The organism is Vibrio sp. RW, assembly GCF_027587105.1.
GTDB lineage: Bacteria > Pseudomonadota > Gammaproteobacteria > Enterobacterales > Vibrionaceae > Vibrio > Vibrio toranzoniae.
Window position 1 is genome coordinate 30,626 of sequence record NZ_JAPPTM010000005.1, and the last position, 23,054, is coordinate 53,679.

A 23,054-nucleotide genomic window follows, 5' to 3' on the forward strand; every position below is an offset into this window, starting at 1 on the left:
TATGCCAGCATCCTTATTAATTAGAGCCTGGGTACGTTGATGTTCTTCCAGTGATGTTATTTATAATCGGATTCTGGATATGCACTTTCATCGTAAGTTTCTGTTATTGTTTTCAAAAAATCAAAGTAATGTTAAATGAAATTGCTGATGGATGAGGAAAAAGGGGAAAACGTGTAACAAAAAAGGGACACACTTGCTGGTATGTCCCTTTTGGATGATGAGAGCGCTGTTTTAGATTGCCAGTGGCATTTCGTTTGAGTGGCCAGGCTTACGATTGACCCAACGTAAACCAAGCATCACGATAAATGACATTACAATCATCAAACAACCGAGTGGCAGTTGGTCTTGAGCGGGGAAGAACGATGCCAATAGTGTTGCGATACCAGCTCCTAAGTTCTGCATGCCACCTAAAATAGCACCTCCCGTGCCTGCATGGTATGGGAATGGCGAAAGCGCCCCTGTTGTTGCGGCTGGGAATAGGATGCCAGCGCCCAAGAAGTAAATAGTTGCACCGCCAATCAGAGTTAATGCTGTCGTTTGACCAAACAGGCCCGGAATCAATACCACGGTTGAGCCTACTAAGATCGCCACTAGACCAACATTCAGTGAGCGGCGCTCAGAGCGACGTTGTGCGATGTAACTCGATAAGCCAGCACCGACTAAGTAACCCGGAATGGGTAAGACAAACAACAAGCTTACTGTGGTCGCTGGTAAGCCTAGTACGCCGCCAAGCAGTACGCCTGCCGCAGCTTCAAATACGGCTACTCCAGCAAATGTTGCGACCAATATCAGTAAGAAACCTTGGAAGCGTTTGTCGGACAGAACGAATTTGTAGCTATTGACCACCGATTCATGTTTGCGTCGCTCTTTTGGTAGGGTTTCCATCATGCTCGTCATCATGGTGATCACAACGGCTATGCCAAACAGCGCAAGGAATAGATAGCTAGAACGCCAACCGAAAACTTCTGTTAGATAACCACCCAATACAGGCGCCATCAATGGTGAGAAAATCACACACATGCTGATTAAACTGTTTGCACGGTGCAGCTCTGCGCCTTCAAAACAGTCACGAGTCAATGTACGAGACATCGCCCCACCACAACCGATTCCCAACCCTTGGATAAAGCTACCCGCTAAGAACCAGTCATATTCATGAGCGAATAATGCCATCAAAGTACCAATGATATAGATGACCAACCCAGCGACGATGATTGGTTTACGACCTAGGCGATCAGAAAGCGGACCGTAGACAAATTGCGACAGGCCATAAGGGATCAGGTAACACGCCATCACCGCTTGAAGTGAAGACGCTGATACTAAGAACTCACCCGCCATATGACCGATAGAAGGCACATACATCGTTTGAGTCATTTGACCTACGGCAGTCAGAATTGCGATTAAAAAGGTGAGTTTCGCTAATGGAAACGAGGCGGACATTTGCGTATCTCTCCAAAAAAATAGGACGTAAAAAGCCTTAGCGCTCCATTAAGGAGAGCCAAAAGAATAAAGTATTCAGGGAATCTAGGCGCGAGATATTAGAACTTGAGTGGCGACTTAGCAATCAAAAAATGTGAAGTTGAACAAGATAAAAATCTATAACTTGGATTACAAAAACTAATCCGAAATTAGTGCGGTTTAAAGATAAAAAGGGTGAATAGGTTTCCTTGAAATATCACAATTATGATGACCAACTTGAGGTATTCATAACCTGAAGTGCAGACGAAAAGAAGTTTAAGGAGAAAGGTTTCAGTAGCCGAGTGAAATATAACCGTTTTTATCAGAGTGACGATGTAGAAAATAAAAAAGGTTGCCTTGATAAAACAGCATTCCCATTAATGATGACAGGTTAAACGTCTCTCTAGTTGCGTCTATCTTAGTTGCGAACACTGTTAGTTGGGCATTCTCGCTTCAATCATTTAACTTGGCGTGAAAGCTGAAAGCTCTTGAAATCACAGTAACAAAAGACAAAAACACGACTTATTAACATTTATGTAAACTTTCGTTTTATATGTCTGCAAATTGTGCTGTAATTATCCGCTAAGCTATTCGTCTAACCTCATTAGCATTGTATGCAGGTAGTTATCAATGTGAGAGTTAGGGTTAAGGAAGTCTTTTGGCTTAAATAAGGATATTCAATGCGCTCTCTATCGGTACAGTGGAAAATAACCCTCTTAGCAGGTTGTTGCCTACTCATTACTTCACTGTCTCTTATTGGTTTCTCGATCTACAATGCGACGAGCAATCAACAAGTCATCAAATCTCAAAGTTCAGAATCGGTTATCAATAAAACTCAGCAGTTGTTGGCGTCTGTTTCTCAGCTCAATGCTCAAGAAACGCAACGTTATATCGACGAAGCTATTTACCGCGCCGAGATGCTAGCGGCGAATGCTCTGTTTCTAAAGAATAATGCGGATGAAAACTTTACCCCAAGTGAAGAACTTCGTACTGCATTGGATGAAATGGTGCGTCGTTCAGTTTTAAATTTTGATTCGATTCAAGGGGCATACTTAGTCTTTAAGCCAGATTTGCTTGATAGTGAAGACGCGAACTATGTGAATGCTGATTATGTCGGCTCTAACGAAAAAGGCCGTTTCGCACCTTATTGGAAGGTGGCTGATAACGGTGAGAATGTTTTGCCGAACGTGATCTCAGAATCAACATTGAGCGATGATAGCAACAGTGAGCGTTTTTATTGTCCTTTGTCATCAGGGCAAACGTGTATTAGTACACCAAAAGTTGTAAACAGCGGTGGTAAAACCTTACTGACTTCCTCAATTTCTGTGCCTATTTTAGTCGATGATGTAGCCATTGGTTTCTTAGGGATAGACCTAAGGCTTGATGGCTTAGTGGATGTAGTCACTCAATCTGATCAAAGTTTGTTTGATGGTGCTGGTGCTATTTATGTCGTTAGTTTGGACGGTTCGGTTATTGCTTCTGATGATTCTAGTATTGCTGTTGGTTCGACTTTCCAGAGTGACCACACGAACAGTGATTTGATGACCGACTTTATCTTTGGTGGCGAAGTGACAACGCAATGGAGCAAAAACGACGAGTGGTTACTCGCATTTGCTCCTGTTATAGCGGCTAACCAAACTTGGGGAGTTCTATTCGAGATCCCAAGAGAGAGTGTCGTCGCTGATGCAAACCAGTTGGATTCCATCATTAGTACTAAGTTAAGTGAAGGTATCAAAACAGAAGTCATTGCAGGCACTGTCTTTACTCTATTTGGCTTGGCCATTATTGCATTTGCTTCACTGTCCATTGTTAAGCCAATTCGACAGGTGGTTGAGAGGTTGAATGATATTGCTTCTGGTGAAGGTGATTTAACGCAGCGTTTAGAAGTGAAATCTCAAGATGAAATAGGTCAGCTATCGAAAGGCTTTAATCTGTTCCTAGATAAGCTTCAGCACACAATCAAAGAAGTGGTTTTAACTACAGAGCAAGTGGCGAGCACAACAGGCCAAGCGAAAGCATCCGCATCAAGCACACGTGAAAGCAGCGAATCTCAATTCAAAGAAGTGGATTTAGTTGCAACAGCGGCAGAAGAGATGACTCAAACATCAGGCTTGGTGGTACAAAACGCAGAAGTGGCCGTTGATGCGGCTAGCGAAGCTAACCGTTCTGCTCAACAAGGCCAAGAAGTTATCGAGCTTTCTGCCGGTGAAATGAGAAAGCTGGTGGAACGTATGTCGAGCGCGGTGCCTATTGTTGAAGAGCTAGCAAAGAATAATGGAAACATCACCGAGATCTTAAGTGTCATTGAAGGGATTTCTGAGCAAACTAACTTATTAGCACTGAATGCGGCGATTGAAGCGGCGAGGGCCGGTGAGCAAGGTCGAGGTTTTGCGGTTGTTGCGGATGAGGTGAGAAACCTAGCAAGTCGCACGCATTCATCGGTTGGTGAAATCAGAGCGGTTATCGATAAGGTTCACGCAGGTACTCAAGATGTTGTTGAGGCGATACAAGAAGGTAATATTCTCGCCAATGATACCGCGTTACATGTTCAAAAAGCGGTTGAAGATCTTGGTTCGATCTTTACCTCGATAGAAGCGATCAGTGACATGAACAATCAGATCGTCAGAGCGGCAGAAGAGCAGCAATCCGTTTCTGGTGAAGTGAATCAAAGCGTGGTTAACATACGTGATTTGAGTGCTAAGATTTTAGAGCAAGCTGCGGCGTCTGAACAAGTCGGAAGTGAAATTGATCAGCTGTCTCAACAGCAACAGAAATTAGTTAATCAGTTTAAGGTCTAGTGGTTTAGAACTGATTAAAAAGTGAATTAAAAAAGGACAAATGGAGATTTCATTTGTCCTTTTTTGTTACTTCTGAGGTTTGGTCTAACGTTCTAGCTTCTAAAACTCAGTAATTTTCGCCGAAACCTCTGCTAGCGAAGTTAGTCTTCAATGAACCAGTACCCTTTGTTCACTAACTCTGTCACAACCGTTACGCCCGAAGGAGATAGAGTGGCAGCTGAATTGATAACGCCTTCATCGCAAAGTATGTTGAGTAGTGATGAGTCAGCTTCGTCAACCTTAACCACTTCACCATTGATGTAAGCCGTGTTGCTTTCATTTTCATGGTAGAGCGCTTTTAAGCCAGATACACGATGGATCTCGCCCTCAGACTCTAAGTGTTGAGCGATCTCTTCTTTAGTCCACAAAGGCTCAGGTGCAACGATATCAAGTTGGTGTCGTGATTGGCTCAGTAAACAACCCATGAAATCACTGAGCGTTTCTGGTTCTTCCAAGGCTGACTTCAACATATCAGTCAGGTTATCTAAGTCTGATGAACGAATCTTGCCGTAGCCTTCTTGCGTTTTGAACTCTGGATCATGCAGGTGAACGTCACCCATATCATGAGCAAGTACAAAGTCGGCAAAGTTGCTGATCAGCTCTTGTTCTTTAGGGGAGCGATAGCCAATAGAGTAGCTCATTGACGGCTCTAACGTGTTCCCTTCATGCGGGAAACCTGGTGGGATATAAAGGATATCGCCAGGTTCTAAGATTTCATCAATGATTGGCTCAAAGCCTTCTATTTGACGAAGTGCAGAGGCTTGAACGGATTCTGTGTACTGACCTATATCCTTCGCACCAACCTTCCATTGACGCTTACCTTGACCTTGGATGATGAATACATCGTATTGATCAATGTGAGGGCCTACACCGCCTTCAGGTGCTGAATAGCAGATCATGAGATCGTCGAACAACCAGTTTGGTAATTGTTGGAATGCTTCAGTCAGCTGATGTGCACCTTGATGCCAGTGGTTCGCCGCTTGAACAATCAATTGCCAATGGCTTTCAGTGAGTTCACCAAACTTTTCTTCAGAAAACGGGCCATGTTCTGCTGTCCATTGGTTGTCGAGGTTAGAAACAAAGCGAGAATCCACTTCTTCTTCCATCGATAAACCAGCAAGTTCTTCCGGCGAAATGGGGTCGACGAAGTTTTGGAAGCCACCTTTTAAGATAGTTGGTTTTTTATGCCAGTAATTTTCAAGAAATTCGGGCATAGAAAAGCTAAGTTGGTACATGTGAATCCTGTATATTTTAATGCTAGATGCTAGATGCTAGATGCTAGATGCTAGATGCTAGTTTGGCTTGTAAATCTTGCTGGACAATTTTGATTGCTTCTAACGCTACTTTTGGATCGATTTCGTTGCTTTCGAGCAGATAGATCAAGTCGACAGCCAACTTAACTTCTTCTGGTGCGTTATCCAGTGGTGATGGTGTGTTATCAGTGTTCATTTCGCTTAGGGTTCTCTAAGTTAATCAGTCTCTCAATATTTTTCATTGAGTCTTCACAGCGCTCTAATCGTTCTTTTGCTAACTGCCAAGCCTCTTCCGCTTTTTTCTTACTGTGGCGAGGCGCAGAATCAAACGCTAACTTTCGTGCTTGAACTAAATCGACGAGCCGCTTTTGCCAATCTTGATGCTGTGCAAGTTCATTGTATAAATCGTTTAAACTTTTCCCTGATTTACTTTTTCTATCTAGACGCAAATCGTGATTCGCTAACTCTCGTTGAATCGCAGCAATCTGGTTGGTCAGCTTTTCAGTTAGATAATTCGCTCGTGATGAAGTGAGTTGATTGGTGCTCTGTTCACGAATGATTGTGTTATAAGTCGCCTGAGTTTCGAGTGCATAGGGAAGCAGAATAGAGGAACCACACTTAAACAAGGCTCGATCAAACAGTGCTTGATGGTAAGCACCACGAGATTTATCGACCTGAGAGCAATGGCCAATCAAGGTGTCAATAACACTTTTTAGTTTTGAAAACTGATTCATGTTGCTTCCTGTTTGCTGGTGGCTATAAGTTTACAAACCACGCTTCGTAAGCCAGTTTAATGGCAAGAACACTGACCACAGTCACAAAGACAGGTCGTATAAACGTCGCACCAAAACGAATCGCAGAGTGTGCACCAACAAATGCCCCTGCCATTAAGCAAACACCCATGGTTAAACCAAGAACCCAATCAATATGACCCAAAATGGCGAAAGTTACCAAAGAAGTGAAGTTACTAGTAAAGTTCATTGCTTTAGCTAAGCCAGAAGCAAGTAAGATATTCAGGCGGTAAAGTGCCATAGAACTTACGGTCCAAAATGCGCCGGTTCCTGGGCCTGCAACACCATCGTAAAACCCAAGAATGAACCCTTGGTACTTTTGTTTTCTTTTAAGTACCGGACACGGTTTAGGAGACACATCGTGGCTCACGTCTGGAGTCTTATGGAAAATGGTATAGACCGCCGCCGCTAAAATAATGAGCGGTAAGACTTTCTCTAACCATTCAGTACTGATTGCATCAACGGTTAATGTGCCAATAGTCGCACCTATTAGCGTTGCTATGAATGCGTTGACCCAGCACTCGGGTTTAAATAATTTCTTACGGTAATACGTAAAAGCCGCTGTCGATGAGGCAAACGTCGCAGCGAGCTTATTGGTACCCAGCGCAATGTGTGGTGGTAGGCCAAGTGATAACAAAGCGGGGACGGTTAACATCCCACCACCGCCTGCTACAGCATCAATAAAGCCAGCTGCAAATGCAACCAGAGCAAGAATAACCAACATGGTTGGTTCAATCATTTCCATAAATAGCTAGTGTTCTCGTTGTCGGCTGGTCGTACAGCCACACGAATAATCGATGGATTAGTCATGTTGGGTTGTGAATGCAGGGCCTAGCGATAACTGGCCATAACTACCTTAAGGGTAGGAAAATTAGTAATTTATTGTTCTTTTAAAAGGCGGTAGCGAGTCGAGTAGGGACTTCCCGTATCGCTTCGTCACTATACGTCTATCAAGGATGGTGACTTTACCAGAATCTCGTTCTTTTCGCAGTAGCCGACCGACAGATTGAATAAGCTTTTTACTCGCATCTGGAACAGTAATCTGCATAAAGGGATTACCGCCACGTGATTCAATATATTCTGAATGTGCTTGTTCTACTGGGGAGGTTGGAACGCCAAAAGGAATCTTGGTAATAACTAGGTTTTCAAGAAGTTCTCCTGGTAGGTCAAGGCCTTCTGCAAAGCTGCCAGTCCCAAAAAGAACGCTTGTTTTACCTTGGTCTATGAGTTTTTTATGTTTTTTTAGGATTTCAGTGCGTGAAGTGTCACCTTGAACCTGTAAAGCCCATGACTTTTTAACAAAATCTGTTGCCAAAGCTTCTGCAACTTTATTCATTTGCCAGTAAGAAGAGAATAGAACGAGATTGGCTTTGTTTTCTTCTATTATCTTAGGCAAAATTTCAATAAGATAGTCGGTAAACTGAGGCGCTTGCGGTTCGTATTTCATGGCTGGAACGATCAGCTCTGCTTGATTCTGATAATCAAACGGTGATGCCAAAGCCAGAAACTGCACACCATCTTCCGCTTTTTGACTGATCCCCGCTTGATGACTGAAGAAGCTGAAGGAATTGAGCGCTCTCATTGTCGCAGAAACTAAGACAGCTCCAACACAACGGCTCCAAATCTGTTGGTCAAGTTGCCAGCCCACCTCTAATGGTGAAACATTCACGACGATATCGCCTTCACTCTCTTTGTTTAACTCAAGCCAACGCGCTAACGGCGCCCCCTTTTCTCGCTTAGGTTCCGCCATTAGGCGCCATACTTGCGCTAGATTCTCTGTCCTTTGTATATAGAAACCTATTTCAGCGAGCGCGGGCTCGGCTAATTTCGCTGAAAGTTCTCCGTCTTTAACGCGTTCAGCAATGAGGTCTGCAACTTTTGCGACGGCTTGACTCGCCTTTTGAGTGAGCTGCTTGAGATCTTTAGATTCACTTTCTAGCCATTCGGGTAGGTCGCCGTGCTCAAAACGAAACAACCCGTCTTCAAAATGGGCGGTGTCAAATTGTTTGTTTAGCTGATTCAAAGTGGGAATCAGCTGTTGTACTGAATCTTGCAGTTCATTTCTGAATCGATTAACGCGCTTTTCATCCGCGAGGCCTGAAAGCTTGGTGATGGATTGATTTAAGCGCTCTAACCAAGATGCGGCGCCTTTTAAGCTCGCCGCTGCAGACGAGTGATCTCTTGCTACGTGAGGTAAATGATGAGCCTCGTCGAAGATATAGATACTATTCTCAGGTTCTGGAAGAATAACTCCACCGCCTAGGTCTGCGTCTGCCATCACCAGGCTGTGATTGGCAATAATCACGTCCGCTTTATCTAGTTCCGAGCGTGCTTTTTGGAAAGGACAGTCTCTATGAGTAGGCATACTGTTATTACAGCTGTGTTTATCACTGACAATCATTTGCCAAATCATGTTGTCGATCGGTTTCGGCCATGAATCACGGTCGCCATCCCATTTACCTTGAGTCAAGCTACGGTACATGGTTTGTAATTGTTCGATGTCTTTTTTCTTTGGTTTGGCGTCGAACATAGCCATTTGTCCACCATCAACTCCACAAGCCGCGGCTAACTTCTCGGTACAGCAATAACGCTGTCTACCTTTGGCGAGTATAAAAGAGAACTCTCTATCAGTAAGTCTTCTATATAGAGGGAGGTCTTTATTGACGAGTTGTTCTTGAAGTGCAACTGTCGCCGTTGAAATGACGATTTTTCGATTGTTGAGCACCGCAACAGGAATCGTCGCCATTAAATAAGCCAGTGATTTACCAATCCCCGTTCCTGCTTCAGCAACAATCATGCGATTACTTTTGTGGTATTGCCCACAAAGTGTCTTTGCTATTTCTGCAACAAGGTAATTTTGAGCACGTCGAGGTACAAAGTTGTCCAACTGATCTTGGAGGTTTTGATAACTGGTGCGGATAGAGTTTTGAATTTTAGTAGTTAGCATACTGTGACCTACGTAACGGAGCGAGGATAGTAGCACATATCACTAGCCGGTACATTTATGGCAAAATAGCTCGCTTTTGAATCAAAGGTAGATCTCGTTCACAAAAAAAAACTGAACCATCAGGAACTTAACTATTTTATTTATCTTGTGAAATATAAATATTAAAAAAGACTGGCTATTAGGTGTAATATTCTTATTTAGTGGTTTTTTTTATACCTTTATGGTTTTTAATGCTGTATTTTTTATTTTTATAGTTATTATATTTCCCAGTTAAACTAAGGATAAGTTACTCGTAAAACAATGAAAAAAAATGTAAGTGTTTGATTTTTAGTTGTTTATGTTTTTTTTGAGTGTTTTTTTAGTTTATTTGACACGCAGGATAATCTTTTGCAATCTAGACCTCGAAATTTAGTGACAGTGGTTAGCCAACAAAGAGTGGTAATTACTAGTCACAAAAATAATAGGGAACCGGGCAAGGATCTCCCATTCTTAGAAAAGGCAGTGGATTTATTATGAAAAAGACTCTAATCGCATTAGCACTAGCGGGTATCTCAACTTCTACGCTAGCAGCAGGCAACATTTATGACGACGGCACTACAGCGTTCAACGTTAAAGGTGAAATCGATACTTACCTAAGTACTGCTGAATCAACAACAACAGCTAGTGGTACAGCGACAAAAACCAAGTCTGACATTGACGTGGATCTATGGGCAAAAATCCAAATCGATGCAACGCATAAGTTGAACGATAGCGTATCTGCATTCGGCTCTTTCGAAATCCAAAACGGTAACGGTTTTGATGGTTGGAAAGGTAAGGTAAGCGACGATAATTCAATGCAAACTGATGACCTTTACTTCGGTTTCAATATTGGTGAAAACTTCGGTATTGCTGCTGGTGAAGTAGGTGACTTCGGTGACTCTCTAGACGCAGTAACACTAGACAACACTAATGAAGGTTTAGGTTACATGGATGACTTTGTTAGCTCTCTTGAGTCTGCTGGTCATGCAATTTCAGCTAAGTACACAACTGGTGGTCTTAAGTTAATCGCTGATACTTACCTATCTTCAGATGAAAATGAAGATGCTGCATACGGTGTATCTGCTGAATACACTTTCGACGAGATGTTCACTCTTGGCGCAACTTACCAAGATCAAGGTAACCGCGGAAAAGGTACTGACCACAGCATCATGGGTGCAAAAGCTGGTCTTACTCTAGGTAACTTCGGCGCGGCTGTGAACTACATCTTTGAAGACATCGATGGTGCTTCAGATCTAGACACAATTTCTGCTGCTTTAGATTACCAAATCGAAAAAGCACGTCTATACACGTCATTCGGCTTCACTGACGGTGATAACGATGAAGAAATCAACTACTACACTATCGGTGCTGATTACTCAGTTTCTAGCAACATCTTAGCATTTGTTGAATATACTGATGCAGAAGATGTAGCTGATAACAACAACAAAGTTGAAGGTGACGGTGTTGTTGCTGGTATGTACTACACATTCTAATCACTTGATATCAAGTTGAATGTAAACAAAGGTCGCATTTATGCGGCCTTTTTGATTATATAAGAAAGCTGTCAGTGTTATACCCAACTGAGCTTAAATCTCTGGCTAGTAAGCTATATTTTTATGCATGGTGTTAGCGAGACCTCGAGGTTATTTGGGTATAAGACTTAATGATAAAAAAGGGTTAAATCATGAAACGTACTATTTGGACTTCGATTTTAATGGCGCTTTCCGCGTTGAGTGTCCCGAATGCATATGCAAACACCAATTCGTCGACCGAGCTAGATGCGGCTCAAGGGGTTGAAGTGTTATTTATCAATAGTCAAAAGCAGATGGATGAACCGTTTATGCTTACCACGGGATCGAATCAAATCGTGTTACGCATTGATACGATGTTGGGGCGAGGTGAGCAGCGTGGCAACTTCACTTCAGCGCCTTATATTCTTACCTTGGATGTTAATGGTGGCGAACTGGAAATCGACGGTCCGAAACTGAAGGACGTACTTCAAGCAAGAAAAGTGTTTGAAGGCGATACGATTGACTGGAATGTGAGCCTCAATGGCAGCGATATAGATTACGACCAAATCAAAATGGTGGGGAAAAAGGGCATGCTCCCATATTCAAACCTTGACGAACAACTTGCGATTTATAACGCAGCCAATGGCATCAGCTTTGCGGGTAATGTCATTGCACCTGTTGCCGGTGCAAGTTTAGTAAACGGTAAGCAACAAGCAGCTAAGTCTGTAGGCCAAGATAGCCTAGAAATGCAAAAAGCAAAAATGTCGTATTTGAAATTGTCGCCAACTGAGCGTAAATCACTCCGTAAATGGTTGGTTGATCAGCAGTAAACGAACTCAATCAACGTTGATGACTGTTTTTAGGAAGCGAAGCCAGGAGCACTAGCTGCTGGCTTTATTCGTTCAAGCGGTTAAAGCTTTACCTCTCTCCACTCACCAGGCTGAAGCTCACCGACGTTCATATTACCCATCGAATAGCGAATGAGGCGTAGGGTAGGGAAGCCGATATTGGCTGTCATACGCCTTACCTGACGGTTACGTCCTTCAATGATAGTCATTGCTATCCATGTAGTCGGTATTGCAGCTCTAAACCTAACTGGAGGGGTTCTTTCCCAAACCTCTGGCTCTTGCATCACTTCTACGTTTGCAGGCAGTGTCATACCGTCTTTTAGTTCGACACCTTTTCTCAATTTATCTAAATCTTCCTCAGAGGGGCTTCCTTCAACCTGCACCCAATAAGTCTTTGGTGACTTTGAGTTGGGCTGAGTTAGTTTAGCTTGAAAGATGCCATCATTGGTTAAGACCATTAACCCTTCGCTGTCGCGGTCAAGTCGTCCTGCGGCATAAACATCTTTAATTGGTATAAAATCAGCCAATGTTTTTCTGCCTTCACCATCAGTGAACTGGCTGAGAGTATCAAAAGGCTTATTGAACAGAATCACTTTTCGCTCTTCCAATGTTACCTTGGGTTTGGTACTCATAGGTTTACTCTTGTAACGGTGTTTACTTGAGTGAGGTTTTTTATGTGAATTACCAGTGCTATGTTTATCACTGCTTCGGCTCTGCCTATTACCGCTTTGTTTTAATGTTGCGCCAGAACGAGTTGGTTTGTCTGAGCGAGATGCGCTGCGTGAGCGAGTAGACATGTTAACTACCTTGCAAAAATGTAAATGAAGTGTGCTGAAAAGTTTTCACTGAAACGGAATTGAGCTATCATTTGCGCGCCTAAAAGACACAAAATCGAACAAGTTGATGGACTCTTAAGCCTGATTTGTTTAATTATACCTTCGTGTTTTATTATAACAACGCACTCACGGATTTGGTTCATGCTGCCATCAAGATAGCATGAGGAATAAGATAGAGTACGACTACCAAGTAAGCAGTTTTCACTCTCAGAGTCGCTTATTGGTCAATTTATAACATGCTCACTACTTTAGGTGAGCTTGTAAGAACTATAGGGAAATTTCATGCCTACTGAAAAACCAACTATCATCTATACCATCACAGACGAAGCTCCGGCACTAGCAACTTACTCTCTGCTGCCAATCATTCAATCTTTTACGGCTTCTTCTGGTATTGACGTTGATACTCGCGATATTTCACTTGCAGGGCGCATTATTGCCAACTTCCCTGACTACTTGAATGAAGAGCAGCGTATAGGTGATGCATTAGCCGAGCTAGGTGAGCTGGCTAAGACACCAGAAGCGAACATCATTAAGCTTCCAAATATTTCAGCATCTGTACCTCAACTTCAAGCAACGATCAAAGAGCTACAGTCAAAAGGTTACGCACTTCCTAATTACCCTGAGGAAGCGAATACTGATGAAGAAAAAGCAGTAAAAGCGACTTACGACAAGATTAAAGGCAGTGCAGTAAACCCAGTACTACGTGAAGGTAACTCTGACCGTCGTGCTCCACTTTCTGTTAAGAACTACGCGAAGAAAAACCCACACTCTATGGGCGCTTGGTCTGCAGACTCTAAGTCACATGTTTCAAGCATGGACGACAAAGACTTCTTCGGTAGTGAAAAGTCAGTGACAATTGAAGGTGCTACTCAAGTAAGCATTGAGTTTGTTGGTAAAGACGGTTCTAAGAAAACGCTTAAGCCAGCTTTTGCACTGCAAGATAAAGAGATCATCGATGCATCAGTAATGAACAAAGCTGCTTTGGTTGCGTTCTTTGAAAAAGAGATCGTATCGGCTAAAGAGCAAGGTGTACTGCTTTCTCTTCACATGAAAGCGACGATGATGAAAGTCTCTGATCCAGTGATTTTTGGTCACGCGGTTAAGGTTTACTACAAAGACGTATTCGCTAAGCACGGCCAACTATTTGAAGAGTTAGGTGTTGATGTTAATAATGGCATCGGTGATGTATATGCGAAAATTGCTGAGCTTCCTCAAGCGGAGAAAGAAGCAATAGAAGCTGACTTACAAGCGGTATACGAGACTCAGCCTCCACTAGCGATGGTTGATTCGGACCGTGGTATTACTAACCTACACGTACCAAGCGATATCATTGTTGATGCATCTATGCCTGCAATGCTGCGTTCTTCAGGTCAAATGTGGGACCCAGAAGGTAAGCAAAAAGATACGAAAGCAATGATCCCAGATCGTAGCTATGCAAGTATCTACCAAGCAGTTATTGATTTCTGTAAAGAGAACGGCGCTTTTGACCCTACGACTATGGGTAGCGTACCAAACGTTGGTTTGATGGCTCAAAAAGCGGAAGAGTATGGTTCTCATGATAAAACTTTCATTCTTGAATCTGCTGGTCAGGTTCAGGTTGTTGACGCTTCAGGCTCAGTGCTTTTGGAGCAAGACGTCGAGGAAGGCGATATCTTCCGTATGTGTCAGGTTAAAGATGCGCCAATTCAAGACTGGGTTAAACTGGCGGTAACTCGTGCTCGAGCTTCGGGTGTTCCAGCGATATTCTGGCTAGATGAGTCTCGCGCGCACGACGCTCAGCTTATTAAGAAAGTTGAAACGTACCTTTCTGAATACGATACTGATGGTCTTGAAATTAAGATCCTTGCTCCACTTGAAGCAACTCAATACTCATTGGCTCGTATTAAAGAAGGTCTAGATACGATTTCAGTTACAGGTAACGTTTTACGCGATTACCTAACTGACTTGTTCCCAATTCTAGAGCTTGGTACATCAGCTAAGATGCTATCAATTGTTCCGCTAATGAACGGTGGTGGTTTGTTTGAAACAGGTGCTGGCGGCTCGGCTCCTAAGCACGTGCAGCAAGTAGAGAAAGAAAACCATCTGCGCTGGGATTCTCTCGGTGAATTCTTAGCATTGGCGGCGTCACTAGAGCACCTAAGCGTAGTGACAGGAAATGCTAAAGCGCAAGTTCTAGCTGATGCACTTGATAAAGCGACGGGCGAATTCCTAGATAACAATAAGTCACCTTCACGTAAAGTGGGAGAGCTTGATAACCGTGGTAGCCACTACTACCTAGCTGCATACTGGGCTAAAGCACTTGCTGAACAAACTGTTGATGCTGATTTAGCAGCAGAGTTTGCTAGTGTGGCGCATCAACTGACGGAAAACGAAGAAGCGATTGTTGCCGAGCTAAACAACGCTCAAGGTGTAGCTGGTGACTTAGGTGGTTACTACCTACTTGACGACGCATTGGTTTCAACTCTAATGCGCCCAAGTGCAACGCTAAACGCATTTATTGATGCATAGTGATTGTACTCATAACTATCAAGTCATAAACATGGTTTGATAGTTACCTTTTAGTCAGGTAAGAAATGTATTTACTGGCTAAACCAAAATTGAAGACGCTTTAATGAAACCGTTAAAGCGTTTTTTACTTGATGTCTATTGTTCGAAAAAAAACGCCCATTTAAGACTGTATGACAGTGCTAAATGAGCGGTTTCTGTGTAACTTAGTCGCCTTTAACTAGGACTAATGAACGTAAACATGTGTTGGCAGTGAACCTATTTACTGGCGTTACCTTCTACAGGAACAACAGAGCTAGCATGCGATCCTTTAGGTCCACTTTCTACTTCATAGTCGACCTGCTGACCAGCCTTTAAGGTTCGATAACCTTCCATTTGTATTGTGGAGTAGTGCGCGAAAATATCGCCGTCTTCACCTTCTGGACAAATAAAACCAAACCCCTTGGCGTTGTTAAACCATTTTACTGTACCTGTAGCCATGCTATACATCCCTCATGCATTTTATTACTAACGTTGTTATATCAATTTTTGTAAGTGAGATTGATATCATTCTTATCAGCGAAAAAACTTCAGCTGATAGCTTGAACCTCGTACATTGCTTACGGAAATTAACGCTACCCTGCGTAACTATTCCTTATTGTTAATTTTTAAAGCGTGTTGCTGATTTCAAATCATGTTGCAAAAATGTATTAAAAAACCTTTTAGCTCCAATGTAGCTAATGATTGAGCACAGTCAATAGCAAATTGGTATAAAATTGATCAATTTTAATAACAAATCACATTCGAGATTAACTGCAAACTATTAACTAAATAGTAACTTAGTGGCGGCTTTATTGTCAGAGTCAATAGTTGTGGTGTCTTTTTAATCAATCACATATGTTAATCCTGTTAATCGAGATCTTTTATTTGCAGCTATGGAAATGGTGGATTAGGCTCAGTATAGAGGAATATTTTTTGGCCCTGTTTCTTGGTGCAGTTTCTTAGTACACCATAAAGCGTGAATATGATAGATTTGAATGAGCTAAACATTCACGATTTCCGGAAAATAACCCTTAGCAAAACTGATATGAGCAGAAACTTTGAATGGGCATCTCCAGGCTCAGATCTACTGGAGAAAGAGACAACTAAAGTAAAGCCACCGGCAATGTATAACGTTATATTGAATAACGATGATTACACGCCTATGGACTTTGTAATCGAGATACTAGAGCGATTTTTCTCACTAGATATCGAAAAAGCAACGGAAGTGATGCTCAAGGTTCATTATGAAGGTAAAGCTATATGCGGCACATTCAGTGCTGAAATAGCGGAAACAAAGGTAGCTCAGGTAACGATGTATTCAAAGGAAAATGAGCATCCGCTACTATGTACAATGGAGCAAGTATAAATTGCTCGAACAACACTGTTGTTCACTTAGGAGGTACTTATGCTAAATAAAGAATTAGAGACGAGTTTAAATGGTGCATTTGCTCGTGCACGAGACAAGCGGCATGAATTTATGACTGTCGAACACCTCCTACTAGCATTATTAGAAAATGATGCGGCCAAGGAAGCGCTACAAGCTTGTCAGGCTGATCTCGATGCTCTTCGCAACGAGCTCGATATTTTTATCGATCAAACAACCCCACTGATTCCAGAGAGCGATGAGACTCGTGAAACGCAGCCTACACTGAGCTTTCAACGAGTGCTCCAACGCGCTGTTTTTCATGTCCAATCTTCAGGTCGTAGTGAAGTAACAGGTGCTAATGTACTTGTCGCTATTTTCAGTGAGCAAGAATCTCACGCGGCGTATCTTCTTAAGAAAAACGACATTAGTCGCTTAGATATTGTTAATTTTATTTCTCATGGTATTACCAAGGTCAATAACGAAGGCGACAGCTCATCATCATCTGCTTCATTTGGTGGTACAGAGAGTGCAGAAGAAGCGAATTCTGAAGACCGTCTAGAAAACTTTGCCACCAACCTTAACGAAGTGGCGAAGCAAGGTAACATTGATCCACTAATCGGGCGTGATAAAGAGCTTGAACGTACAATTCAAGTACTATGTCGCCGTCGCAAGAATAACCCTCTTTTAGTGGGTGAAGCTGGTGTAGGTAAAACTGCCATTGCTGAAGGCCTTGCATGGCGTATTGTTGAAGGACAAGTACCTGAAATTATTCAGAGCAGTGTGATTTATTCTTTAGATATTGGTTCGCTGCTAGCGGGTACTAAATATCGTGGTGACTTTGAGAAACGCTTCAAAGCGATTCTTAAGCAACTAGAAAAAGAAGAAGACGCGATCCTGTTTATCGATGAAATTCACACAATTATTGGTGCGGGTGCCGCATCTGGCGGTCAAGTTGATGCAGCAAACCTAATTAAGCCGCTATTAAGCAGCGGTAAATTACGTTGTATCGGCTCAACAACATACCAAGAGTACAGCAGTATTTTTGAGAAGGAGCGTGCGCTATCTCGTCGTTTCCAGAAAATCGATATTGTTGAACCGTCATTAGATGATACGACTAAGATTCTGATTGGCCTGAAGCCAAAATACGAAGCTCACCACGAAGTGCGCTATACCAATAAAGCGTTGCGTGCCGCTGTAGAGTTGTCAGCTAAATACATTAATGAACGTCACCTTCCTGATAAGGCGATTGACGTTATTGATGAAGCCGGCGCTCGTAGCCGTCTGGCTCCTGCAAGCCGTCGTAAGAAGACGGTAAGCGTGGCTGATATTGAGTCAATGGTGGCGAAGATGGCGCGTATTCCTGAGAAATCAGTATCGTCTTCAGACAAAGATACGCTGCAGAAACTGGATCAACGCATGAAAATGTTGGTATTCGGACAAGACCCAGCGATCGATGTATTGAGCGAAGCGATCAAGCTAACTCGTGCAGGACTAGGTGCTGACAATAAACCGGTTGGTTCATTCCTATTTGCTGGTCCTACTGGTGTGGGCAAAACCGAGGTTACGGTTCAACTGTCTAAACTGATGGGTATTGAACTGCTGCGCTTTGATATGTCTGAGTACGGTGAGCGTCACTCGGTGAGCCGCTTGATCGGTGCGCCTCCAGGTTACGTTGGTTATGACCAAGGGGGATTACTTACTGACGCGGTCATAAAGAACCCACACTCTGTTGTGTTACTTGATGAGATCGAAAAAGCTCACCCAGACATCTTTAACCTGTTATTGCAGGTGATGGATAACGGTACACTAACTGATAACAACGGTCGCAAAGCTGATTTCCGTAACGTTATCTTAGTGATGACAACAAACGCGGGTGTAGCCGAAACCGAGAAGAAATCGATCGGTCTGATCCAGCAAGATCACGCAACTGATGCGATGGGTGAAATTAAGAAGGTGTTTACTCCTGAGTTCCGTAACCGTCTTGATAATATTATTTGGTTCAATAGCTTAGACCCAAGTGTGATTAGTCAAGTAGTCGACAAGTTCATCGTTGAGCTTCAGGTTCAACTGGACGCACGTGGCGTATCTCTAGAGGTTTCTGAAGATGCTCGTCACTGGTTGGCAGACAAAGGCTACGATAAGACGATGGGAGCTCGCCCTATGGGACGTGTGATTCAAGATAAGCTTAAGAAGCCTCTTGCCAATGAGCTGTTGTTCGGTAGCTTGGTTGATGGCGGTACAGTTAAGGTGTCCCTGAAAAAAGACGATCTAGACTTTGTTTATGTAGGGGCGAAAGAAGAAGTTATGCACTAAGCATTATTTCTTAATGGTTTAACTTTCTAGCGGCTTAAGCCTCAATGAACACATAGCTAAAATAAAACGCATGATTTCGGTTGTGCGTTTTTTATTTTTGGGATACGGGGAATTTTAGGTGTTAAAAAACGGAGCATATAGCTCCGCTTCTTATCGTATTCGATAATTAAAAATTAACGAGCACGGAAGACGATGCGGCCTTTAGAAAGGTCGTATGGAGTCATCTCAACAGTTACTTTATCACCAGTAAGAATACGGATGTAGTTCTTACGCATTTTACCAGAGATGTGTGCTGTCACTACGTGACCATTTTCAAGTTCAACACGGAACATTGTGTTTGGTAGAGTATCAAGGACAGTGCCTTGCATCTCGATTACGTCTTCTTTAGCCATCTAATCCTCTTTCGAAATTTGGCGGTTTTCAACGGCTTGATTGTGCCGTTAAAATCAAAATATGTAAAGTTGTCGCGTATTCTACCCTTGCCACCGTTGATTTACTAGCCTTTGATGGCGTTGAAACCGTACTTTATAGTTCATTGCAGGGCATTCATCGATTTGATAACCCAAATATAGCCATTGTTTATGCTCTTTCTGGGCATGTTGGATTTGGAATAGAACACCAAGTGTTCCCATGGATATGTCGATATCTGGATCGAAGAAGGTATAAAACGCGCTAGTGCTATGAGCCATAACATCGGTAACCGCGATTCCGATCAACTTGTTCTCGTCGTAGATATGCATGAACTTTGTCGTAAGCCACTCATTTTGTGAGAATTGTAAAAATTCTTCTTCCTTTGGTGGGTACATGGTTCCCGAACGATGACGAGCGGTTATGTAGCGGCTATATAAATCAAACCAGTTATCATCCATTGTATCTTTGAGTTCCCAGCGAAATGTTTTCGCCTTGTTGAGGGCCCGTCGCTGGCTTTTGGAAAGTTTAACTTCTGGAATCGAAATACGAATGGCCTGGCATGCTGAGCAACTGTCGCAATGCGGTTTGTAAATGGTAGCTCCACTGCGACGAAACCCGTTTGCGAGCAGAACTTCATAATTCTCTGAAGTGTGCATGTGTTCATCAAGCGTGACCGCCACTCTTTCTTGAAGATGTGGCAGGTAGCTGCAAGCATGGTTATCGGTCAATCCAATTCTGATTTGTTGTAAATCTGAACTCATGAAGGCGTTCCCTCTAGCCATTGTGATTTAAAACATCCATCGCTAAGTTGATTTTCTTTAAGTATTTTCAAAGCACTAAGGAACTCATCTCTTTCTACTTCGATAGCGCCCAAGGATTCCAAATGAGGGTTCATGACTTGGCAATCGATGAGCTTTCCTCCGAATCGTGTAAAGTGTTCACAAAAGTACCACAGCGCGATCTTAGAGGCATTGGTCTTCAAGCTAAACATCGATTCACCGCAAAAGACTTGGCCTCTTTGCAAGCCGTAAAGTCCGCCGATCAGTTCATCGCCTTGCCAAACCTCTACTGAATGACAGAAGCCTAATGAAGTAAGTTCACAGTAGGCTGATTGCATGTCACTGTTTAGCCACGTTTCTTCTTCGGGCCTGAGTGACGAACAGTAACCAATCACTTTATCGGTCGCTTGGTTAATGCTGACACGATAATTATGTTTTCTTTGAAACTTTTTAAGACTTTTTGATGGTTTGAATGTCTTAGGATTAAATATCGCTCGCGGTGCAGGGCTCCACCAAAGTATAGGCTCACCTGGGCCGTACCATGGAAATATACCTTGGCTATAAGCGTTCAAAATTCGCATTGGTGATAAATCACCACCAAAGGCGAGCAGACCGTTGGGTTCATCAAGCGCGTCGAAGGGCGAAGGAAACTCTATACTAGTAGTATCAAGTTCGGTTAGGTATATAGTCATAAGTACCGCGTTACAGATTAATCACTGACCAAGAGGTCTTTAGGAGTTTTACCATGAAGAAGTTGCTTTGGATTTTACTTGTTTTGCCCATGTTGGCAAATGCAGCTTACAACAGAAACCAAGCTCGCCCAGTGAATGAGGTGGTTTATGGTGAGATCGATACGGTTAGATACATCACTCAACAAGAGATCGTTGAATCGAAAGCGAATGGTTGGGAAACCTTATTGGGTGCTGCGATCGGTGGCTTGATCGGTAATCAATTTGGTGGTGGCACTGGTAAGGAAGTCGCAACGGCCGTGGGCGCAGTGGCTGGTGCGGGAATAGCTCGTAACCGGGGCAATACACAGTACAAAGTTGAGTACAAACTTGTCGAGTTATTGGTCAAAACCAAAGAGGGTAAGTTGGTTAACATTATTCAAGATGTCGATAACTCGATGTTGTTTAACCGAGGTGATGATGTGCGAATTCTCTATTTTTCTGATGGCGTACGTGTTGATGTCGTGTACTAGTGTCTTGGTTCAATTGATTGACCGATTAATCGCCTTTATCAAGGGGATTAGCTCTGGAGTTCGTTGGAAAAGTTAGTTAATCTGCGAGTACGAAGAATTATTCATCACCCGAAAATAAATACGCGCCAGTGACTTCGGGTGGTACAAGGACTAAAAGATTTAATGGAAAGCCTTACGTTACAACCAATTCAAAAAGTGAGTGGGGAAGTAAACCTACCTGGCTCAAAAAGTGTTTCCAACCGTGCACTTCTTTTGGCGGCACTTTCAACTGGAACAACTCGCCTAACAAACTTGCTAGACAGTGATGACATTCGCCATATGTTGAATGCCTTGACTCAACTAGGTGTCGATTATCAGTTGTCTGCTGACAAAACTGTTTGTGAAGTAACGGGTGTGGGTGGTGCATTCTCAAGCGATAAAGCTCTTGAACTTTTCTTAGGTAACGCAGGTACGGCGATGCGACCGCTTGCTGCAGCACTTTGTTTAGGTCGTGGTGAGTATGTTCTGACAGGCGAGCCACGCATGAAAGAGCGTCCGATTGGCCACTTAGTCACAGCACTACGCGAAGCCGGCGCCGAAGTCGAATACCTAGAAAGCGAAAACTACCCACCACTGAAGATCACAGGTACTGGTCTTAAAAGTGGGACGGTTTCAATCGACGGCTCTATCTCTAGTCAGTTTTTGACGGCATTTTTGATGGCTGCTCCTCTGGCTGAAGGCGAAGTGACCATCAAAATTGACGGTGAATTGGTTTCTAAGCCTTATATCGATATCACGCTACACATCATGAAACAATTTGGTGTGGATGTGGTTAATAACGATTACCAAGAGTTCGTGATTCCTACCGGGCAATCTTACTCGACACCGGGTGATTTCTTAGTGGAAGGCGATGCATCATCAGCGTCTTATTTCCTTGCAGCTGCTGCGATTAAAGGTGGTGAAATTAAGGTCACTGGTATTGGTAAAAACAGTATTCAAGGTGATATCCAATTCGCTGATGCGCTTGAGAAAATGGGTGCGGAAATCGAATGGGGTGACGACTACGTTATCTCTCGTTGTGGCGAGCTGAAAGGTATTGATATGGACTATAACCATATCCCAGATGCTGCGATGACTATTGCGACAACGGCACTGTTTGCGAAAGGCACAACGGCTATCCGTAACGTCTACAATTGGCGTGTGAAAGAGACGGATCGTTTGGCTGCAATGGCAACCGAATTACGTAAAGTCGGTGCTGAGGTTGAAGAGGGAGAAGATTACCTAATCGTTAACCCAGTAGCTGAACTGACACACGCGGCGATTGATACTTATGATGATCACCGTATGGCGATGTGTTTCTCGTTAGTCGCCTTGAGCGATACGCCGGTTACCATCAACGATCCAGGTTGTACTTCAAAGACATTCCCTGACTACTTCGATAAGCTGAAAATGCTAAGTCTATAAAAATGCAAAGCATATAAAGGTTGAGGAAGTAAAAAGCTTGCCTAAATGGCAAGCTTTTGAATTATTGCTGAAGCGTAAATTCTTTCGAAAGATGGTGCGCTAAGTATTTAAACATGTTAAATACCCCGGTTGTATGTTCTGTTGGCATTCCATTGCTGTCTAAGAAATATTCACCTTTGAAAATGAGAACATCGTCTTGTTCTACTACGCTGTTTGCGCGCATGCCTTCAATGTAGTCATCATGTGATTGGATAATTTGGTTTGCGATAAGCAGTAAATCAAATTCTGCGATTACTTTCTTTGTCATGAGTTTATCTCTGATAACTGAATATAACGTTGAGTTTATGGTGTCGAACTAGAAATTCAATGATTTCACAACCGTTTAAGAGAGTCTTTTTCGAATATCCACAATTTATTTTGTGATTTACGACAAAAATAATTGAATGGAACTCGCGTTAGATTCGCGGACAAGCTTAGTATGAGCCCGTTTAGACGTAATGCCTGATGAATAGGCTCTTG

At 42.9% G+C, this 23,054-nt stretch carries 20 protein-coding genes; 8 read left to right on the forward strand and 12 right to left on the reverse strand.

What is annotated here, in order from left to right:
* Positions 1-231 precede the first annotated feature (231 nt).
* Positions 232-1,437 (reverse strand): multidrug efflux MFS transporter EmrD, encoded by a 1,206-nt coding sequence (gene emrD, locus OCT63_RS05955; protein ID WP_161685979.1) that lies wholly within the window; start codon positions 1,435-1,437, stop codon positions 232-234.
* A 698-nt stretch (positions 1,438-2,135) separates the two neighbouring features.
* Between emrD and OCT63_RS05960 the strand changes: the two genes are divergently transcribed.
* On the forward strand, positions 2,136-4,253 hold the full coding sequence (locus OCT63_RS05960; protein WP_161685977.1) for a methyl-accepting chemotaxis protein: 2,118 nt from the start codon (positions 2,136-2,138) through the stop codon (positions 4,251-4,253).
* Between the two features lie 140 nt (positions 4,254-4,393).
* On the opposite strand, the gene OCT63_RS05965 is transcribed toward OCT63_RS05960, so the two are convergent.
* From OCT63_RS05965 to dinG, 5 genes are all read right to left on the reverse strand, one after another.
* Positions 4,394-5,527 (reverse strand): ribosomal protein uL16 3-hydroxylase, encoded by a 1,134-nt coding sequence (locus OCT63_RS05965; RefSeq protein ID WP_269983363.1) that lies wholly within the window; start codon positions 5,525-5,527, stop codon positions 4,394-4,396.
* A 43-nt stretch (positions 5,528-5,570) separates the two neighbouring features.
* Positions 5,571-5,741, reverse strand: coding sequence for a pleiotropic regulatory protein RsmS (rsmS, locus tag OCT63_RS05970; protein WP_017055021.1), 171 nt, complete (start codon positions 5,739-5,741; stop codon positions 5,571-5,573).
* Entirely contained in the window at positions 5,731-6,279 is a 549-nt protein-coding gene (locus tag OCT63_RS05975; RefSeq protein ID WP_060467387.1) for a primosomal replication protein, read from the reverse strand. Before OCT63_RS05975 ends, rsmS begins: the two co-directional genes overlap by 11 nt.
* 22 nt (positions 6,280-6,301) lie before the next feature.
* Positions 6,302-7,081, reverse strand: coding sequence for a sulfite exporter TauE/SafE family protein (locus tag OCT63_RS05980; protein ID WP_017055023.1), 780 nt, complete (start codon positions 7,079-7,081; stop codon positions 6,302-6,304).
* Between the two features lie 126 nt (positions 7,082-7,207).
* Positions 7,208-9,283, reverse strand: a complete 2,076-nt coding sequence (dinG, locus tag OCT63_RS05985; RefSeq protein ID WP_269983364.1) for an ATP-dependent DNA helicase DinG — start codon at positions 9,281-9,283, stop codon at positions 7,208-7,210.
* Positions 9,284-9,795: 512 nt separating this feature from the next.
* Here dinG and OCT63_RS05990 point away from each other — a divergent pair.
* Positions 9,796-10,794, forward strand: coding sequence for a porin (locus OCT63_RS05990; protein ID WP_269983365.1), 999 nt, complete (start codon positions 9,796-9,798; stop codon positions 10,792-10,794).
* A 191-nt stretch (positions 10,795-10,985) separates the two neighbouring features.
* A complete protein-coding gene (locus OCT63_RS05995) occupies positions 10,986-11,642 on the forward strand; it encodes a DUF2057 family protein (protein WP_161678023.1) in 657 nt (218 codons plus the stop codon).
* Positions 11,643-11,722: 80 nt separating this feature from the next.
* Here OCT63_RS05995 and OCT63_RS06000 read toward each other — a convergent pair whose 3' ends face one another.
* The gene (locus tag OCT63_RS06000; protein WP_269983366.1) at positions 11,723-12,457 is read right to left on the reverse strand and encodes a pseudouridine synthase; all 735 of its coding nucleotides are present in this window, start codon (positions 12,455-12,457) and stop codon (positions 11,723-11,725) included.
* Positions 12,458-12,778: 321 nt separating this feature from the next.
* Here OCT63_RS06000 and OCT63_RS06005 point away from each other — a divergent pair, with 321 nt between their 5' ends.
* The gene (locus tag OCT63_RS06005) at positions 12,779-15,004 is read left to right on the forward strand and encodes an NADP-dependent isocitrate dehydrogenase (RefSeq protein ID WP_269983367.1); all 2,226 of its coding nucleotides are present in this window, start codon (positions 12,779-12,781) and stop codon (positions 15,002-15,004) included.
* A gap of 255 nt (positions 15,005-15,259) precedes the next feature.
* Here the strand turns inward: OCT63_RS06005 and cspD are convergent, their stop codons facing one another.
* Complete coding sequence (gene cspD, locus OCT63_RS06010; protein WP_017055029.1) at positions 15,260-15,481, reverse strand: cold shock domain-containing protein CspD; 222 nt, start codon at positions 15,479-15,481, stop codon at positions 15,260-15,262.
* 586 nt (positions 15,482-16,067) lie between these two features.
* Here cspD and clpS point away from each other — a divergent pair.
* Positions 16,068-16,388, forward strand: a complete 321-nt coding sequence (gene clpS, locus OCT63_RS06015; protein WP_029626771.1) for an ATP-dependent Clp protease adapter ClpS — start codon at positions 16,068-16,070, stop codon at positions 16,386-16,388.
* 39 nt (positions 16,389-16,427) lie between these two features.
* Complete coding sequence (gene clpA / locus OCT63_RS06020) at positions 16,428-18,701, forward strand: ATP-dependent Clp protease ATP-binding subunit ClpA (RefSeq protein WP_161672214.1); 2,274 nt, start codon at positions 16,428-16,430, stop codon at positions 18,699-18,701.
* Positions 18,702-18,874: 173 nt separating this feature from the next.
* Here the strand turns inward: clpA and infA are convergent, their stop codons facing one another.
* The 3 genes from infA to aat form a co-directional block, all read right to left on the reverse strand.
* A complete protein-coding gene (gene infA, locus OCT63_RS06025) occupies positions 18,875-19,093 on the reverse strand; it encodes a translation initiation factor IF-1 (protein ID WP_001040192.1) in 219 nt (72 codons plus the stop codon).
* Between the two features lie 81 nt (positions 19,094-19,174).
* On the reverse strand, positions 19,175-19,873 hold the full coding sequence (locus OCT63_RS06030) for an arginyltransferase (protein ID WP_269983368.1): 699 nt from the start codon (positions 19,871-19,873) through the stop codon (positions 19,175-19,177).
* A complete protein-coding gene (gene aat, locus OCT63_RS06035) occupies positions 19,870-20,583 on the reverse strand; it encodes a leucyl/phenylalanyl-tRNA--protein transferase (RefSeq protein ID WP_269983369.1) in 714 nt (237 codons plus the stop codon). The genes OCT63_RS06030 and aat overlap by 4 nt, the downstream gene beginning before the upstream one ends.
* 53 nt (positions 20,584-20,636) lie before the next feature.
* Here aat and OCT63_RS06040 point away from each other — a divergent pair, with 53 nt between their 5' ends.
* Together OCT63_RS06040 and aroA are read left to right on the forward strand one after the other, a co-directional pair.
* Positions 20,637-21,092, forward strand: coding sequence for a glycine zipper 2TM domain-containing protein (locus tag OCT63_RS06040; protein ID WP_060467396.1), 456 nt, complete (start codon positions 20,637-20,639; stop codon positions 21,090-21,092).
* Positions 21,093-21,254: 162 nt separating this feature from the next.
* Entirely contained in the window at positions 21,255-22,535 is a 1,281-nt protein-coding gene (gene aroA, locus OCT63_RS06045) for a 3-phosphoshikimate 1-carboxyvinyltransferase (protein ID WP_269983370.1), read from the forward strand.
* 61 nt (positions 22,536-22,596) lie between these two features.
* Here the strand turns inward: aroA and OCT63_RS06050 are convergent, their stop codons facing one another.
* Positions 22,597-22,842: a YciN family protein gene (locus OCT63_RS06050; RefSeq protein ID WP_060467398.1), complete on the reverse strand. Its 246-nt coding sequence runs from the start codon at positions 22,840-22,842 to the stop codon at positions 22,597-22,599.
* Positions 22,843-23,054: the final 212 nt, after the last annotated feature.

Coding starts and splice junctions, on each gene's coding strand:
- emrD (WP_161685979.1), bottom strand. CDS start 1,437: ATGTCCGCCTCGTTTCCATTAGCGAAACTCACCTTTTTAATCGCAATT.
- OCT63_RS05960 (WP_161685977.1), top strand. CDS start 2,136: ATGCGCTCTCTATCGGTACAGTGGAAAATAACCCTCTTAGCAGGTTGT.
- OCT63_RS05965 (WP_269983363.1), bottom strand. CDS start 5,527: ATGTACCAACTTAGCTTTTCTATGCCCGAATTTCTTGAAAATTACTGG.
- rsmS (WP_017055021.1), bottom strand. CDS start 5,741: ATGAACACTGATAACACACCATCACCACTGGATAACGCACCAGAAGAA.
- OCT63_RS05975 (WP_060467387.1), bottom strand. CDS start 6,279: ATGAATCAGTTTTCAAAACTAAAAAGTGTTATTGACACCTTGATTGGC.
- OCT63_RS05980 (WP_017055023.1), bottom strand. CDS start 7,081: ATGGAAATGATTGAACCAACCATGTTGGTTATTCTTGCTCTGGTTGCA.
- dinG (WP_269983364.1), bottom strand. CDS start 9,283: ATGCTAACTACTAAAATTCAAAACTCTATCCGCACCAGTTATCAAAAC.
- OCT63_RS05990 (WP_269983365.1), top strand. CDS start 9,796: ATGAAAAAGACTCTAATCGCATTAGCACTAGCGGGTATCTCAACTTCT.
- OCT63_RS05995 (WP_161678023.1), top strand. CDS start 10,986: ATGAAACGTACTATTTGGACTTCGATTTTAATGGCGCTTTCCGCGTTG.
- OCT63_RS06000 (WP_269983366.1), bottom strand. CDS start 12,457: ATGTCTACTCGCTCACGCAGCGCATCTCGCTCAGACAAACCAACTCGT.
- OCT63_RS06005 (WP_269983367.1), top strand. CDS start 12,779: ATGCCTACTGAAAAACCAACTATCATCTATACCATCACAGACGAAGCT.
- cspD (WP_017055029.1), bottom strand. CDS start 15,481: ATGGCTACAGGTACAGTAAAATGGTTTAACAACGCCAAGGGGTTTGGT.
- clpS (WP_029626771.1), top strand. CDS start 16,068: ATGAGCAGAAACTTTGAATGGGCATCTCCAGGCTCAGATCTACTGGAG.
- clpA (WP_161672214.1), top strand. CDS start 16,428: ATGCTAAATAAAGAATTAGAGACGAGTTTAAATGGTGCATTTGCTCGT.
- infA (WP_001040192.1), bottom strand. CDS start 19,093: ATGGCTAAAGAAGACGTAATCGAGATGCAAGGCACTGTCCTTGATACT.
- OCT63_RS06030 (WP_269983368.1), bottom strand. CDS start 19,873: ATGAGTTCAGATTTACAACAAATCAGAATTGGATTGACCGATAACCAT.
- aat (WP_269983369.1), bottom strand. CDS start 20,583: ATGACTATATACCTAACCGAACTTGATACTACTAGTATAGAGTTTCCT.
- OCT63_RS06040 (WP_060467396.1), top strand. CDS start 20,637: ATGAAGAAGTTGCTTTGGATTTTACTTGTTTTGCCCATGTTGGCAAAT.
- aroA (WP_269983370.1), top strand. CDS start 21,255: ATGGAAAGCCTTACGTTACAACCAATTCAAAAAGTGAGTGGGGAAGTA.
- OCT63_RS06050 (WP_060467398.1), bottom strand. CDS start 22,842: ATGACAAAGAAAGTAATCGCAGAATTTGATTTACTGCTTATCGCAAAC.